Consider the following 14,643-nt stretch of genomic DNA (forward strand, 5'->3'; position numbering starts at 1 on the left):
TGCTTACCATAGGCTTTACGGTAAGAGAAGCTCATTACCCCGCGCAGGCGAGCGGTACAGGTAGGTTTGACGGCGACGAACCGGCCGTGTCGACCAGAACTGGAGGTATCCGCAGTGGCAAAGCAGCCAGTCGCCGAGAAACGCCAACGGCGCGAACGCGGATCGATCAACCCCGACGACATCATCGACGGCGCGTTCGAGCTCGCCGAACAGATCGGGGTCGACAACCTGAGCATGCCGTTGCTCGGCAAGCATCTCGGTGTCGGCGTGACGAGCATCTACTGGTACTTCCGCAAAAAGGATGACCTCCTCAATGCGATGACCACCCGGGCCCTGCGCCAGTACACGTTCGCCACCCCATATGTGGAGGCCAAGGACTGGCGTCAGACGTTGAGCAATCACGCACACAGCATGCGGTCGACGTTCCTGGGCAATCCGATCTTGTGTGATCTCATCCTGATTCGGGCCGCGCTGAGCCCGCGGGCCGCGCAGCTCGGCGTCCAGGAAGTGGAGCGGGCGATCGCCAGCCTGGTGGAGGCCGGCTTGTCGCCGCAGGACGCCTTCGACACCTATTCGACGGTCTCGGTGCACATCCGCGGGTCGGTGGTGCTGCAGCGCCTCTACGAGAAGAACCGGGCATCGGACGCCGAGGGGCCGTCCGATTTCGAGGAGGCCCTCGTCATCGACCCGGCCGTGACCCCGCTGCTGGCAGAGACCACCAGGCAGGGGCATCGAATCGGCGCAGCAGATGACGCCAACTTTGACTACGGGCTCAACTGCATTCTCGATCACGCCGAGCGGCTGATCGAGCAGAACTCCAAGCCGGCGCGGCGTCGCGCCACGCCGGCTTCGGCCAAGCGCTAGCTAGACCTCGATCACCACAGCGCCACCCTGGCCGCCACCGGCGCACATGGCGGCCACACCGATGCCCCCGCCGCGCCGCTTGAGTTCGTAGAGCAGCGTGGTCACCATCCGGGCGCCGGATGCGGCGATGGGGTGCCCGAGACTGCAACCGCTGCCGGAGAAGTTCACCAGCTCTTCGTCGATGCCGTATTCCTTGCACGCCGCGATCGGCACCGAGGCGAAGGCCTCGTTGATCTCCCACAGCGCGACGTCGCCGACGGACAGCCCGGCCCGCTGGAGCACCTTGCCGATCACCTTGACGCCGCCGAGCCCGGTGTCGCGGGGAGCGACACCGACCGAGGCCCAGGCCTTGACTGCGCCCATGACAGTCAGGCCCTTGTCGCGGGCGTAGTCGGAGTCGACGATCGCGACTGCGGCCGCGGCGTCGTTGGTGCCGCTACTGTTGCCGGCGGTGATCGAGAAGCCATCGATCTCGGGGTGCAGCACCTTCAGGCCCGCCAGCTTCTCCACGGTGGTTTCGCGGCGGGGGAATTCGTCGACCTTGAACTCGGCTACCGAGCCGTCGGGCAGTTCGACCTTCAGCGGGATGATCTCGTCGACGAACTTGCCGGCATCGATCGCGGCGATCGCCCGCTGGTGCGAGCGCGCGGCCCAGGCGTCCATCTCCTCGCGGGTGATGCCCGCCGCCTGCGCGGTGTTCCACCCCACCGTGATCGACATGTCGCGGGTGGGCGCATCCGGGGTCTCCGGGTGCGTCGGGGGCATCCAGCGCTCCTCGAACTTCAGCTCGGGGCCAGGGATGCGCCAGTTCGTCAGCGGCGTCATCGACAGTGATTGCACGCCGCCGGCGATCAGCACCCGCTCCATCCCGGAACCGATCTGCGCCGACGCGTTGCCGATCGCGGTCAGGCTGCCGGCGCAATGCCGGTTGACCGACTGACCGGGAACCGACTCCATGCCGCAGGCAGCAGCCGCGTAGCGAGCGAGATCGCCTCCACCGTAATGCGATTCGGCGAAGATGATGTCGTCGATCTCGGCCGGATCGATGCCGGCCCGGCGCACCACCTCGGGCAGCACCGTGGTGATCAGCGTCTCCGGGGGCGTGTTGACCAATGTTCCCTTGAACGAACGTCCGATGGCCGTGCGAACGGCGCCGACGATGACAGGTGTAGGCATTTTTCCGACCTTACATTATTCGCAGTTTTTGTAAAGCACGTGATCGAGCCTGTCAGGTACACCGCCAGTGCGTGGGCGGTTCTCCGCCCAGATCACGCGGTACCCTGCCCGCCATGACGCCGGACAGCGCGAATCAATGGCGGGGCACTTCATCGGCCGAGCGCGCCGACGATCGACGGCAACGGCTGATAGACGCCTGCGTGGAGGTCCTGGGGCGCGACGGCGCGTCCGGACTAGGCGTCCGGGCCGTCTGCCGGGCGGCCAACGTCAGTCACCGCTACTTCTACGACTTGTTCCCCGACACCGACGCCTTATTGCTAGCGGCATATCAACAGGCCGTACAACAGTTGCTCGCCGAGGTCGGATCAGCCATCAATGCCAGTGGCACGGATATTCGCGAGCAACTGCGCGTCGGTTTCGACGCGGCCACGGCCTTCCTGGAGGAGAACCCGGCATATGGCCGGTTGATCTTCCAGGAGGCACTGGCGAATGAGGCTCTGCGACGACATGCGGCCCCGGCCCTGCCGGCATTCCTGCTCGCCGCACGGGAAATGGCCGAACCGGGTGGCACGTCGGCAGCCCATCCGCTTGAGACGGCCCTGATATCCGGTGGACTGGCGGCAATATTCATCGAATGGCTCACGGGAACGGCCGCATTCAGCCGGTCGGAGTTGGTCGACTACTGCACGGACTCAATGATGGCAATCCTGTTCCTGGGCCGCCGGCCGCCTAAGTAGTTGACAGGCGTCAACCCATGGGACACACTCGTGTCCCATGTCGGTTAGTGGCTTACCGGATTACCCGGTGGCAGAGCTGGGACCCGAGGGCTTCTTTGGGCCGGATTCGTTGGCGTGGCGGGTCTTTACCGCCCCGGCCACAGCCCTGATGATCGCGCAGATCACCAATCTGCTGGAAGTACCGCACATCGACTTCCAGTCGGTGCTTGTCGATCACGACCCACTGTTCCCCACCAATCGCAAACGTCAGCGGGGGCTTGGTAGCGCGCGTAAAGATGGCTATTTCCATGACCGGCTCCGCCGAACGTTGAGCGTTCCTTTGCCGATTCTCTTTGCGGACAAGCAGTCCGCCGTCGCGTGCGCCGACCGCTTGATGCACTACCACCGGCCGATGACCGGCCAGCCCACCGACGTTGCCCCCGCGTATTCGGCGACGTCGCCGGAGACCATGTTGTTCGGCGCGGTCACGATCTCCCACGCCGCGCTGACGGCATACGAACGGTTCGCGTTTCGCCAGGGGCGGCTCCCTCGGCGCTTGGATATGACCGATCGCGACCGGTACTTCGCTGAGATGTCAACGCTGGCGATCATGATGGGCGTACCCGCCGCCGACGTGCCGATGACCGCAACCCAGGTGGACGCCTACTACCGGTCGATCGCCGCCAAGTTCAAGCTTCGTCGTGGCTTCCGCAGCGCTCAGTTCAAAGCTGCTGCCGCACTGGTTGTCCCTAGAGGGTGGCGTGATGTGCCGAAGACAGCTGGCGACATTGGGCTGATGGCCTCAGCCGCCGTCGCATACGCGGCATTACCACGCCCGTCGCGTCGCCTGAACGGGCTGCCCGCCGTCGCAGATCCGATGCTCTACGCGCTATATGCGGCGTCCCTTCCGCTCTTCGCACTCTTGAGCTTGCCGGGAATCCGGTCGCTCGTCTTGCGCTGGTACCTCGGCGCTGCAGACACCGCCACGCTCACCGCGGCGCGGCGGACACTGTCACCCCCGAGCAAGCCCCGCAGCGTTCCAGGCATTCGCATGACCGACCCCAGCCCTCTCCCGGCGGGCACCGGGCCGATTGCCATGGCTGAGGCCGAAGCGTTGGCATGGTTCGACTCGCTCGCATCCTGCCCGGTAGCGACACTTCGAGGTCGCTGGGCGGGGCGGGAGGTGCTGACCGGAGGTCCGCTGGACGGCGCGTTGGCCAACGTGTCGTGGTACGGCAAACACTTCGACGGAATTCACGCGGTGCATCCGCTGATGGTTCGCGATAGGGCCGGACGCCCCTTTGCGTTGAACCCGTCCGCGGTGCCGATGCGGTTGATCTCGCACCCGATCCCGGCGCCACGCTGGATACCAAGACTGGCACCGCGACTGGTAACTGCACTCAAGCCGATCCTGCGGGCGCGCACCTACGGAGCGGATCTGACCACCACAACTTTTCGTGGAGTTACCACGGCCGCGATGGCCTACCGCGATAAGCCTGTGGTCGACGTGTTCCGGTTGGTTGACGAAAACACCGTATTGGGGTTGATGGATTATCCCGGCATGTCCAAGCCCTGTTTCTTTGTCCTGCAACGTGATCCACAGACATCGTGATCAAAGGAGACCGCAATGTTCGATGAGGCCAAATTTCAAGAAGCCCTAGCCCAGCCCCGCTTGCAGGGCCACGTCCCGGAGTTTCTTCACTCAAACCGGGCGGTTCCCATTCGGGTCATCCAGGAACCCGAACTCCAGGCGATGACCAAACAGTGGTTCGTCGACTTCGACCGCAAGCTGGACCACTACAGCACACACTTCAACACGGACCTGTCCTGGGTTATGACCTGGGCGAAGAAATACTGGTGGAGCTTTTTGGTCCGCGACATGGACATCAACAACGAGTTGTACGCTCCCGACGTCACCTACACCGACGTCACTACCTTCGGTCGAACCATCGTCGGTATTGATGACTTCGTCACCTACAACTTCGCGTTCTTCGAAGCGATTCCGGACTGGCGCTATGACCCGCTGCCCGACCAGGTCTATATCGACGTCACACCAGAAGGCAAAGTCCGTACCATGATCCGCTACATCGGCAGTGGCCACTGGAGCGGCGGCCTGAGGCTGCATCCCTACGATGAAACGGCGCCCGTCATCTACGGCGACGGCCGTTTCATCCAGGCTCCGGCCGTCGATCGGTACCACTTCAACGCCGACGGACTCATGGAAGAGGGAGAAACCCTCTACGACATCCTGGACGGGCTACAGCGTGGCGGCGTGCTGCCCCGCGACGACAGCTGGGCGCTACGCACCTTGTTCTCCGCATCCAAGATCCCGGCCACTATCAACCGCGTACGCCAGCGCATCCCGATCCTGCGAACGCACACCTAAGGCCACGTCAGCGCTGATCAGGAACCGGCAATTCACGGCTCCGGTACGTGAAAGTGCTCGTCACGCAGCCGGAACGCCTCCTTGGTTCCGTGCTGCGCCCGGGTCTTGACGAAGTTGAACTCCCCCGGCGCGAACTGCAGGTTGGTGCCGTAGGCGTGAAACAGGTAGCTGGCCACCTCTTCGCCCTGATACGCCTGACTCTGCTCGACGAGCCGAAACGCCTCCTTGGCGATGACGACCCCGTCGGCGGGCATCTTCGCGGCCTTGCACGCCCAGTATCGGGCCCGCGCGGTCACCGCCGCCGGATCGCAGGTCTCGGTGAACACACCCAGGTGTTCGACCGCGGCGGCCTCGACGATATCCCCGGTCAACAACAGGCGCCGCGCCAGCACGGGGCCGAGCCGATGAAAGAACATGTGCAGGCTGCCCAGCGCCGGGCCCAGAAACCGCGTCGCGGGCATACCGATCTTGGTGTCACGCGCAATCACCGAAATGTCGGTCATCAGCGCCATCTCGAAACCGCCGCCGAGCGCATACCCACTGATCTCACCCACCGTGACCTTCGGAAAGCCCATCAGGTTGTGATAGAAGCCAAATGATTTGCGGTCCACCGTGAGCCGCCGGCGCTGGCTCGGCCGGCCCTTGGCCGCCGGCTGCGCGGCCTCCCCGCGCTCGCCGTACCAGCCGTAGGCGTTGTTCATGTCAGCTCCGGTGCTGAACACCCCTTCGGTGCCGCGCAGCAGCACCACGACCAGATCGTCGTCCTCGGCGACCCGGTCCAGGCAGCGGGCGACCGCGTCGCGCATTGCGGCATCGTAGGAATTGCGCCGCCCGGGATTGTTCAGCGTGACGGTGGCGATGCGCCCGTCGAGGTCGACATCGAAAAGCACACGGTCGTCGGTGGTCTCGGCAGCGCTCATCGGTGCGACTCCTCATCCTGTCTGCGGCCGAATCGAATGGCACTCAATTTGTTCGGCGGCGCCGCCGCCGTGGTGACCTCGCCGGTGCACAGCACCTCGCCGCGATAGAGAAGTCGCGCCGTGGAAGCGATACCCCGCTCCACCTCGGTTCGCACGATGTCGAAGTCCAGCTCGGTGAGAATGGGTGTCGGGCGCCGGTAGCTGACCAGGAGTGAGCGGGTACGCCCGGCCGAGCCGGCCGCGCAGCTCTGATGCTGCGTCACGCAGTCGAAGAACACTCCGAGAAAGCCGCCGTGCACCAGCCCCGGAGGCCCTTCGTAGGGCAGCGGGAACGTGACTGTGCCCGAGGCTGTCTGGCCATCGAGGTGGTCGAAGCGATACTCCGGGAAGCAGGGGTTGAACGACCCGACGTCGAACGCGTGCCCCAGGTAGACCCGGCCCGCCGGGTCGTCAGCGTCTTCCAATCGGGGCATGGCCTCCACCGGGGCCACTGCAGCCAGTTGCCGTTCCCAGTCGGCGAACTGCGTCAGCATGTCGTCCACCAGCGGATGCGGGTGTTCCAAGGCGAGCAGCAGCCCGGTCAGGCGCCGCATGGCGCCGGCCACCGCGACGGTCTGCCCCAGCGGCTGCTCGCCGAAACGGGCGGCATCGCCGGCCGAAACCACAGAGTTCCCCGAACCGTCCGCCATAGGCCTTTCTCCGCCGAATCGCGCTAATCGTATAGCCTACTGTAGCTATCACGATATAGCGTTGAAAGGTGGACAGCACCGTGGCCGACTCCCCCGATTCCGGGTCCGGCTCCGCCCCCGATGGCGCAGTGACGGCGCAACGTGACGGCACGCTGCTCCGGCTGACCCTGGCGCGCCCAGAACGCCGGAATAGCCTGAGCTCGTCGATGACCGATGCACTGGTCACGGCCCTGACCGAGGCGGCAAGCGACGACACGTTGCGCGCCCTCCATATCCGGGGCGCCGGCGATGATTTCTGCGCGGGGGCCGACTGGGTGGCCACCAATGCCGGCGGCCAACGACCCCGCACCGGCGATCTGGTTCGCCGCGTCCCACACGGCGCGCACCGGGTGATCGAGCTGCTGCAGACCATCGCGTTGCCGGTCGTATGCAGCGTCCGAGGCTGGGCGGTGGGCCTGGGTTGCAATCTGGCGCTGGCCGCCGACTTCACGGTGGCCGCCACCGACGCGGTGTTCTGGGAACCGTTCGTGGCGCGCGGCTTCAGCCCCGACTCGGGATCGACCTGGCTGCTGCCACGGCTGGTGGGACTGGCTCGGGCCAGGCGCATGTTGCTGCTGGGTGAGCAGGTCAGTGGCGCATCCGCGCAGGATTGGGGATTGATCCACCAGGCGGTGGCGCCGGCAGATGTGGACTCGGCCACCGAAGAGCTGCTGGCCGCCTTGACACAGGGGCCCACGGTCGCGATCGGCCTGACCAAGCAGGCGCTGCACTACGCACAGCAGGCAACGCTGCCGCAAGCCCTGACCCAGGAGCTGTTCAACCTTGAACTCAGCTGCCGTACCGGGGATTTCAAAGAGGGCCTAGCCGCGTTTGCGCAACGGCGACCGCCTGGCTTCACCGGCCGCTGAGAAGGAAAGAGACGGCAATGCCGACGTTCGACACCATCGACTACGACGTGCGGGGGCACACCGCCACCATCACGCTGAACCGTCCCGAGGCGCTCAATGCGTTGAGCCCGCACATGGTCACCGAACTGCGGTCCGCCTACGCCGAGGCCGAGAGCGACGAGGCGGTGTGGGTAGTCATCGTCACCGGCAACGGGCGGGCGTTCTGCACCGGCGCCGACGTGAAGGAGATCCCCGGCGACGGCAAGGTGGTCAATGAACGGCCCTATCTGTCCACCTACGAGCAGTGGGAGGCGCCGCAGGAGGGCACTCCCCCGTTCCGGACGATGGCCAAACCGGTGCTGGCGGCCATCAACGGGATCTGTTGCGGCGCAGGGCTGGACTGGGTTACCACCTGTGACATCGTGATCGCCTCGGACCGCGCGACGTTCTTCGACCCGCACGTCTCGATCGGCCTGGTCGCCGGACGTGAAGTGGTGCGGCTGGCCCGGGTGCTACCCCGCTCCATCGCGCTACGGATGGCCATGATGGGCAAGCATGAGCGCATGGACGCGCAACGCGCCTATGACCTCGGCATGATCAGCGAGGTGGTGGAGCATGACCGATTGCTGACCCGCGCACACGAGATCGCCGACGTGCTGAACTCCAACGCGCCGCTGGCGGTACGCGGAACCCGGCTGGCGATCCTCAAGGGCTTGGACCTGCCACTGCACGAGGCGGAGATGCTCGCCGAATCATTCCGGGAACGTAACCTGCACACCGCGGATTCCCTGGAGGGCCCCCGGGCCTTCGTCGAGAAGCGCGCACCGGAATGGCAGTGCCGATGAGCACGGAGTTCACCACGATCCTGCTCGACTTCGACCGCGCCGCACGCGTCGCCACCATCACGTTGAACCGGCCGGACCGCCTCAACGCGTTCGACCGCACCATGTGCGAGGAGATGGCCGCGGCATGGCGGATCGTCAAACTCGATACTGAGGTCAACGCCGTCGTGCTGCGTGCCGCGGGTGAGCGGGCATTCAGCGCCGGACTGGACATCAAGTCCTCCTACGGCCAGCCCGACAACATCTGGAACCATGAAGATCCCGGCGAGTTGCTGAGTCCCAAGTGGCAGAAGATGTTCAAGCCGGTGATCTGCGCCGTCCAAGGCATGTGCACCGCGGGTGCGTTCTACTTCATCAACGAGGCCGACGTAGTGATCTGCTCGGACGAGGCCACGTTCTTCGACTCCCACGTCTCGGCCGGGCTGGTCTGCGCACTCGAGCCGATCGGGCTGATGCGCCGAATCGGGTTGGGTGAAACCCTGCGGATCGCACTGATGGGCAACGATGAACGGCTCAGCGCCGACACCGCGTTGCGCATCGGCCTGGTGACGGAAATCGTGGCGCGCGATCAGCTTTGGACGCGAGCGCACGAGATCGCCGCCACCATCGCGGCCAAGCCGCCCTCGGCCACCCAGGGCACGGTCAAAGCGATCTGGGAGTCCTTGGACAAGCCGTACCGTGCCGCCCTGGACCAGGGCCTGATCTACACCAGGCTGGGCAACCCGCTGGGCAAGGCCGAACTCGACGCACGACCGCCGCGCCCCGCCGCATCGCCACGGATCCGCTGATGGCGCATCCGCTGAGCCGGCGCATTGCCGACGTGCTCGATCTGGCGCCCGAGGAACCGGCATTGCAGTACGACGGCCGGTGGCATTCCTGGTCGCAACTCGGAGCCCTGGCGGAGCGCATCGCGGAACTGACACCGCCTGGTGGACGCGTCGGGATCCTGCTGCGCAACCGCCCCCCGCAGGTGGCCGCATTGCTGGGGGTGTTGCTCGCCGGGGGCTGCGTGGTGGTGATCAATCCGTCCCGCGGCGACGACCGCACCCGCACCGAGATCGCCGCGCTGCAACTCCCGGTGATCGTCGGGCAGGCCGATGATCTGGCCGCCCTGGTCACCGCGACACCGCGCACCACGGTGGTGACGATCTCCGATCTCACCGCCGACCCGCAGATCACCGCGGCAGGCGAGCCCAGCTCCGATCCCGGGCGCCCCGACGTGGCGGTGTGGATGCTGACCAGCGGAACCACCGGGCCACCCAAGCGCGTCGACCTGCGTTACGACATGTTGGCGCACAGCGTGATCGGCCCCGATCCCGAGCATCTCCCCGCACCCACCCAATTGCGCCGCGGCATCGCGATCGTCAACGCGCCGCTGGTGCACATCGGCGGCGTGTACCGGGTGTTGCAGTGCATCGCCGAGGCACGATCGTTTGTGCTGCTGGAGCGATTCGAGCTGCAGCGCTGGGCCGAGGCGGTACGAACCTGCCGGCCACGCGCCGTCTCGTTGGTGCCGGCCGCGCTGCGCGCGGTGCTGCATTCGGATCTGGGCCGCGAGGACCTGGCCGGGATCCGGGCGGTCACCTCCGGGACCGCGCCGCTGTCCGCCGACGACGCCGACGCGTTCACCGCCAAGTTCGGTATCCCGGTGCTGACCTCTTACGCCGCCACAGAATTCGGCGGCGGCGTGGCCGGCTGGACGCTGGCCGATCACAAACAGTTCTGGCAGGACAAACGCGGCAGTGTCGGGCGCGCCAGCCTCGGCGCGCAACTGCGTGTGGTCGACGACGACGGCGCCCCGCTCGGCGCCGATCAGCCCGGGCTGCTCGAGGTCAAGCCTGGCCAGCTGGGGCCCGCCGCGGACTGGATGCGCACCACCGATGTGGCCCGTATCGACGCCGACGGCTTCCTGTGGATCCTGGGCCGGGCGGATCAGGCCATCATCCGCGGCGGATTCAAGGTGTTGCCCGACGATGTTCGGGTCGCGCTGGAGGCACACCCGGCGGTCAAGGGTGCCGCGGTGGTGGGCCGTGCCGACGAGCGTCTGGGACAGACGCCGGTGGCGGCGGTCGAGCTGCGCTCTGGAGTCTTCGCCGACGCCGTGACGCTGACCGAGTTTCTGCGCGGCCGGCTGGCCGGTTATGAGATTCCGACCGAGATCGTGATCGTCGACGTCATCCCGCGGACGCCGTCGGGCAAGGCCGACCTGAGCGCGGTTCGGGACCTGATCGACCTGTCGAGTAAGCATGCCCGCTGAAACCCTGCCGCAGCTGCTGCGCACTCAGGCGCAGGCCCGCGGCGTCCACCCGCTGCTGATCTGCGACACCGAGCGGATCAGCTACGCCGACGCTGAGGAGCGCTCCGCGGCGTTGGCCCGCCGACTGGTTGCGCTGGGAGCCGGCAAGGGCAGCCACATCGGCCTGTTGTATCCCAACGGCCCAGCGTTCGTGGTCGGCTTGCTCGCCGCCTGCCGGATCGGCGCGGTGGTGGTCCCATTCCCCACCCTGTCAACGGCGCCGGAGCTGCGTGACCAACTGGTGCACAGCGACGTGCAGATCCTGCTGGCCACCGCGTCCTACCGATCACACGACTATCGGGCACGGTTGACCGAAGTCCTCGGCGATGTCGATATCGTCCGTGCAGCAACGCTGTTCAGCACCTACGCGCCGCAGCTTCGCCATGTGCTGTTCGACGCCGACCACCGGGGAACACCCGACGACCAGGACACCCTCGAAACCCTGGAGGACCTGGAAGCCGATGTCGACGGCGGCGACCCGCTGGCGATCATCTATACCTCCGGCTCCAGCGGCACGCCCAAGGGCGCGGTGCACACTCATGCCGGCCTGATCGGGCATCAACGCAACCTCAACGCAATCCGGCGGCTCACCACCGAGGACATCTTGTTCTGCAACTCCCCGTTCTTCTGGATCGGTGGGTTCGCGTTCGCGCTGATGGCCACGATGCTGGCCGGATCGACACTGCTGTGTTCCAATGCCGTCGACCCCGCTGTCACGCTGGACCTGCTCGAAGCCGAGAAGCCCACGATGACCAATGGTTACGTCGCCGGCATCACCCCCCTTGCGCAGCACCCGAGCTTCGCCGGGCGCGATCTGTCCACCCTGCGCCGCGGCAACCTCTATCCGATCATGGCGCCAGGCACCCGCCCGGCCGATCCCGAGTTGCGGCACAACATGCTGGGGCTGACCGAGACCGGCGGCGTCGTACTGCTCAGCGGCGACGAAACCGACCAGCCCGAACACCGACGCGGAAGCTTCGGCATGCCGGCCCCCGGTTTCGAGTGCCGAGTCGAGTCCGGCGAACTGTGGGTACGCGGCCCCTACCTGATGCAGCGCTACCACAAGCGCAGCCGCGAGGAGTGTTTCGACGCCGACGGCTGGTTCCATACCGGCGATCTGGTCCGCACCGACGCCGACGGCTTCTACTACTACCTGGGCCGACACGACAGGGTGATCAAGACGGCCGGCGCCAATGTGTCCGCCATCGAGGTGGAGCAAGCCATCGCCAAGGTGACCGACGGCGCCGTCGCGCATGTGTTCGCCGTGCCTGACCCGGACCGGGGCCAGCTGGTGGCCGCGATCATCGTGGCCGGCAACACCGAGATCGACGCGCAGCAGCTACGCACGCGGCTTGCCACCGAGCTGTCCGCCTACAAGATCCCGCGCCGGATCGCCTGTGTCCCCGCCGCCCGGGTCCCGCTGCTGGCCAGCGGGAAGGTCGACCTGCGCCGGTTGGCGGAGGTGCTCAATGCCTGATCTCGTGCCGTCCCCGCTGACCATCGATGCCGTGGTGCGATCGGGTGCCGCCGCCGACCCGGACAAACCGATGGTGATCGACTCGACCGACCGCCTGAGCTACGCGGATCTGGATGCGTCGTCTCGGGAACTGGCCGCAATCCTGGTGCAGGCCGGTGTCGGCAAGGGCACCCGGGTGGGGCTGATCATGCCCAACTGCGTCGACTGGGTCCGAACAGCGGTCGCCGTGACCCGGATCGGCGCGGTATTGGTTCCCCTGAGCACCTTGCTGACCCCGCCGGAACTCCGCGCGCAACTTCGGGTCGCTGCGGTGCGGTTTCTGATCAGCGTCGAGGAGTTCCGGGGCCACCGCTACCTCGACGATCTACGCGCGGATTCGTCACTGCCGCGGGACCTTCCCGCACTGCAACATGTCTGGTCCACGCAAAGCTTGGCCTCCGCCGGCGACGGCGCGGGCGAGATCGTCGACGCCATGACCGCGACCGTGAATCCCGCCGACCCGATGCTGATCATGTTCACCTCCGGCAGCAGCGGCACACCCAAGGGGGTGCTGCACTCACACGGCAGCGCTCTGGGTGCGGTCTCATCCGGGCTGGCCGCCCGCTGCATCGACGCCGACACCCGGCTGTATCTGCCGATGCCGTTCTTCTGGGTCGGCGGTTTCGGCGGCGGGGTGCTTTCGGCGCTGCTGGCCGGGGCGACCCTGATCACCGAGGAGATTGCGCAACCCGAGACCACGTTGAGCCTGCTGGAATCCGAGCGGGTCACCTTGTTCCGTGGCTGGCCGGACCAGGCCGAAGCGTTGGCCCGCCACGCCGGTTCCACTGACCTGTCGGCGCTGCGGCCCGGCAGCCTGGAGGCGCTGCTGCCGCCGCGATTGCGCGCCGAGCCCGGGGCGCGCGCCAATCTGTTCGGGATGACCGAGGCCTTCGGGCCGTACTGTGGCTATGCCGCTGATACCGACCTGCCACGTTCGGCGTGGGGAAGCTGCGGTAAACCGTTTGCCGGCATGGAGGTTCGGATCGTCGACACCGACAGCGGCGTTCCGGTGGCCCCCGACACGGTTGGGATGATCCAGCTGCGCGGGCCGCACACGTTGCGCGGCATCTGCGGTCGCACGCGGGAAGCGGTCTTTACCGTCGACGGCTTCTACCCGACTGGCGACCTGGGCCGGCTCGATCCCGACGGATTCCTGTTCTATCACGGCAGATCCGATGACATGTTCAAGGTCAGTGGCGCCACGGTCTATCCGAGCGAAGTCGAGAAGGCCCTGCGCAGCATCGCCGGGGTCGAGGCTGCGGTCGTCACCAACGTGCCCGACGGAACACGGAACCGGGTGGGAGTGGTGGTGGCCGGCGACGGCTTGACCATCGACGGACTGCGCGATCGGTGTCGCGATCTGGTGAGCTCGTTCAAAGTGCCGGCGGTATGGCTGATCGTCGCCGGCACCGATGCCATCCCGTACGGGCCAACCGGCAAGGTCGACAAACGGCGGGTGCGGGAGATGTTGACGACTGGATGCCACGCCGATACAGGCGTGAACCAACAACGGAGGGAACGGATATGACAGGCCGACTGACAGGCAGGGTGGCATTCGTCACCGGCGCGGCGCGGGGACAGGGACGCGCCCACGCGGTACGGATGGCCAGTGAAGGCGCCGACATCATCGCCGTCGACGTGGCCGGGAAACTGCCCGACTGCGTGCCGTACAACCCGGCAAGCCCCGAGGATCTGGCCGAAACCGTCCGATTGGTGCAGGACACCGGAGCACGCATGGTGTCCTCGATCGTCGACACCCGCGACTACGACGGCTTGCGTGAGGCGGTCGCCGACGGCGTGGCAGAACTCGGCCGCCTCGACATCATCGTGGCCAACGCCGGTGTTGCTGCCCCGCAGGCCTGGGATGCCATCTCGCCGGAGAACTTTCGCGATGTCATGGACATCAACGTGACCGGCACCTGGAACACCGTGATGGCCGGCGCCCCACACATCATCGCCGGGAAGCGCGGCGGCTCGATCATCTTGATCAGTTCGGCGGCCGGCATCAAGATGCAGCCGTTCATGGTCCACTACACGGCCAGCAAGCACGCCGTCACCGGGATGGCCCGTGCGTTCGCCGCCGAACTGGGCAAACACGCGATTCGGGTCAACAGCGTGCACCCCGGTCCGGTCAACACCGACATGGGCACCGGCGACATGGTCAGCGCGCTGGGCCAGGCGATGGAGACCAATCCTCAACTGTCGCAGATGCTCACGCCCTTCCTGCCCACCTGGGTAGCCGAACCGGAGGACATCGCCGGCACCGTGTGCTGGCTGGCCAGCACCGACTCGCATCTGGTCACCGCCGCCGCCATTCCGGTGGATCAAGGCTGCACACAGTACTGAGCACG

General features: G+C 66.4%; 14 protein-coding genes. 11 read left to right on the plus strand and 3 right to left on the minus strand.

The annotated features are described in order from the left end of the window. The first annotated feature begins 114 nt into the window (after positions 1-114). Positions 115-864 (plus strand): TetR/AcrR family transcriptional regulator, encoded by a 750-nt coding sequence (locus ACJH71_RS09745; RefSeq protein WP_406757804.1) that lies wholly within the window; start codon positions 115-117, stop codon positions 862-864. Here ACJH71_RS09745 and ACJH71_RS09750 read toward each other — a convergent pair whose 3' ends face one another. Then, the gene (locus tag ACJH71_RS09750) at positions 865-2,040 is read right to left on the minus strand and encodes a thiolase family protein (RefSeq protein ID WP_406757805.1); all 1,176 of its coding nucleotides are present in this window, start codon (positions 2,038-2,040) and stop codon (positions 865-867) included. A gap of 113 nt (positions 2,041-2,153) precedes the next feature. On the opposite strand from ACJH71_RS09750, the gene ACJH71_RS09755 reads away from it, so the two are divergent. The 3 genes from ACJH71_RS09755 (at position 2,154) to ACJH71_RS09765 (ending at position 5,142) form a co-directional block, all read left to right on the plus strand. Continuing rightward, the gene (locus tag ACJH71_RS09755) at positions 2,154-2,777 is read left to right on the plus strand and encodes a TetR/AcrR family transcriptional regulator (RefSeq protein ID WP_406757806.1); all 624 of its coding nucleotides are present in this window, start codon (positions 2,154-2,156) and stop codon (positions 2,775-2,777) included. 67 nt (positions 2,778-2,844) lie between these two features. After that, on the plus strand, positions 2,845-4,368 hold the full coding sequence (locus ACJH71_RS09760; protein WP_406757807.1) for an oxygenase MpaB family protein: 1,524 nt from the start codon (positions 2,845-2,847) through the stop codon (positions 4,366-4,368). A gap of 15 nt (positions 4,369-4,383) precedes the next feature. Continuing rightward, the gene (locus ACJH71_RS09765; RefSeq protein WP_406757808.1) at positions 4,384-5,142 is read left to right on the plus strand and encodes a nuclear transport factor 2 family protein; all 759 of its coding nucleotides are present in this window, start codon (positions 4,384-4,386) and stop codon (positions 5,140-5,142) included. Between the two features lie 32 nt (positions 5,143-5,174). On the opposite strand, the gene ACJH71_RS09770 is transcribed toward ACJH71_RS09765, so the two are convergent. Together ACJH71_RS09770 and ACJH71_RS09775 are read right to left on the minus strand one after the other, a co-directional pair. Continuing rightward, on the minus strand, positions 5,175-6,062 hold the full coding sequence (locus tag ACJH71_RS09770; protein ID WP_406757809.1) for an enoyl-CoA hydratase/isomerase family protein: 888 nt from the start codon (positions 6,060-6,062) through the stop codon (positions 5,175-5,177). Beyond that, a complete protein-coding gene (locus ACJH71_RS09775) occupies positions 6,059-6,751 on the minus strand; it encodes a hypothetical protein (RefSeq protein ID WP_406757810.1) in 693 nt (230 codons plus the stop codon). Before ACJH71_RS09775 ends, ACJH71_RS09770 begins: the two co-directional genes overlap by 4 nt. Positions 6,752-6,819: 68 nt before the next feature. Here ACJH71_RS09775 and ACJH71_RS09780 point away from each other — a divergent pair, with 68 nt between their 5' ends. The 7 genes from ACJH71_RS09780 to ACJH71_RS09810 are packed head-to-tail and all read left to right on the plus strand — an operon-like array spanning position 6,820 to position 14,638. Continuing rightward, on the plus strand, positions 6,820-7,659 hold the full coding sequence (locus tag ACJH71_RS09780; protein WP_406757811.1) for an enoyl-CoA hydratase/isomerase family protein: 840 nt from the start codon (positions 6,820-6,822) through the stop codon (positions 7,657-7,659). A gap of 17 nt (positions 7,660-7,676) precedes the next feature. After that, positions 7,677-8,483, plus strand: a complete 807-nt coding sequence (locus tag ACJH71_RS09785; protein WP_406757812.1) for an enoyl-CoA hydratase/isomerase family protein — start codon at positions 7,677-7,679, stop codon at positions 8,481-8,483. Next, entirely contained in the window at positions 8,480-9,268 is a 789-nt protein-coding gene (locus ACJH71_RS09790; protein ID WP_406757813.1) for an enoyl-CoA hydratase/isomerase family protein, read from the plus strand. The genes ACJH71_RS09785 and ACJH71_RS09790 overlap by 4 nt, the downstream gene beginning before the upstream one ends. Then, complete coding sequence (locus tag ACJH71_RS09795; protein ID WP_406757814.1) at positions 9,268-10,737, plus strand: class I adenylate-forming enzyme family protein; 1,470 nt, start codon at positions 9,268-9,270, stop codon at positions 10,735-10,737. Before ACJH71_RS09790 ends, ACJH71_RS09795 begins: the two co-directional genes overlap by 1 nt. Next, positions 10,727-12,253: a class I adenylate-forming enzyme family protein gene (locus ACJH71_RS09800; protein WP_406757815.1), complete on the plus strand. Its 1,527-nt coding sequence runs from the start codon at positions 10,727-10,729 to the stop codon at positions 12,251-12,253. The genes ACJH71_RS09795 and ACJH71_RS09800 overlap by 11 nt, the downstream gene beginning before the upstream one ends. Continuing rightward, positions 12,246-13,820 (plus strand): class I adenylate-forming enzyme family protein, encoded by a 1,575-nt coding sequence (locus ACJH71_RS09805; RefSeq protein ID WP_406757816.1) that lies wholly within the window; start codon positions 12,246-12,248, stop codon positions 13,818-13,820. Before ACJH71_RS09800 ends, ACJH71_RS09805 begins: the two co-directional genes overlap by 8 nt. Then, the gene (locus tag ACJH71_RS09810) at positions 13,817-14,638 is read left to right on the plus strand and encodes a mycofactocin-coupled SDR family oxidoreductase (RefSeq protein ID WP_406757817.1); all 822 of its coding nucleotides are present in this window, start codon (positions 13,817-13,819) and stop codon (positions 14,636-14,638) included. The genes ACJH71_RS09805 and ACJH71_RS09810 overlap by 4 nt, the downstream gene beginning before the upstream one ends. Positions 14,639-14,643 lie beyond the last annotated feature (5 nt).

It is taken from the genome of Mycobacterium sp. SMC-15 (assembly GCF_045310925.1).
Taxonomy (GTDB): Bacteria; Actinomycetota; Actinomycetes; order Mycobacteriales; family Mycobacteriaceae; genus Mycobacterium.

What these genes read in the sequence shown, in the direction of transcription:
- ACJH71_RS09805 (WP_406757816.1), top strand. Translation starts at nt 12,246, where the DNA reads ATGCCTGATCTCGTGCCGTCCCCGCTGACCATCGATGCCGTGGTGCGA.
- ACJH71_RS09755 (WP_406757806.1), top strand. Translation starts at nt 2,154, where the DNA reads ATGACGCCGGACAGCGCGAATCAATGGCGGGGCACTTCATCGGCCGAG.
- ACJH71_RS09785 (WP_406757812.1), top strand. Translation starts at nt 7,677, where the DNA reads ATGCCGACGTTCGACACCATCGACTACGACGTGCGGGGGCACACCGCC.
- ACJH71_RS09770 (WP_406757809.1), bottom strand. Translation starts at nt 6,062, where the DNA reads ATGAGCGCTGCCGAGACCACCGACGACCGTGTGCTTTTCGATGTCGAC.
- ACJH71_RS09810 (WP_406757817.1), top strand. Translation starts at nt 13,817, where the DNA reads ATGACAGGCCGACTGACAGGCAGGGTGGCATTCGTCACCGGCGCGGCG.
- ACJH71_RS09790 (WP_406757813.1), top strand. Translation starts at nt 8,480, where the DNA reads ATGAGCACGGAGTTCACCACGATCCTGCTCGACTTCGACCGCGCCGCA.
- ACJH71_RS09775 (WP_406757810.1), bottom strand. Translation starts at nt 6,751, where the DNA reads ATGGCGGACGGTTCGGGGAACTCTGTGGTTTCGGCCGGCGATGCCGCC.
- ACJH71_RS09800 (WP_406757815.1), top strand. Translation starts at nt 10,727, where the DNA reads ATGCCCGCTGAAACCCTGCCGCAGCTGCTGCGCACTCAGGCGCAGGCC.
- ACJH71_RS09795 (WP_406757814.1), top strand. Translation starts at nt 9,268, where the DNA reads ATGGCGCATCCGCTGAGCCGGCGCATTGCCGACGTGCTCGATCTGGCG.
- ACJH71_RS09765 (WP_406757808.1), top strand. Translation starts at nt 4,384, where the DNA reads ATGTTCGATGAGGCCAAATTTCAAGAAGCCCTAGCCCAGCCCCGCTTG.
- ACJH71_RS09750 (WP_406757805.1), bottom strand. Translation starts at nt 2,040, where the DNA reads ATGCCTACACCTGTCATCGTCGGCGCCGTTCGCACGGCCATCGGACGT.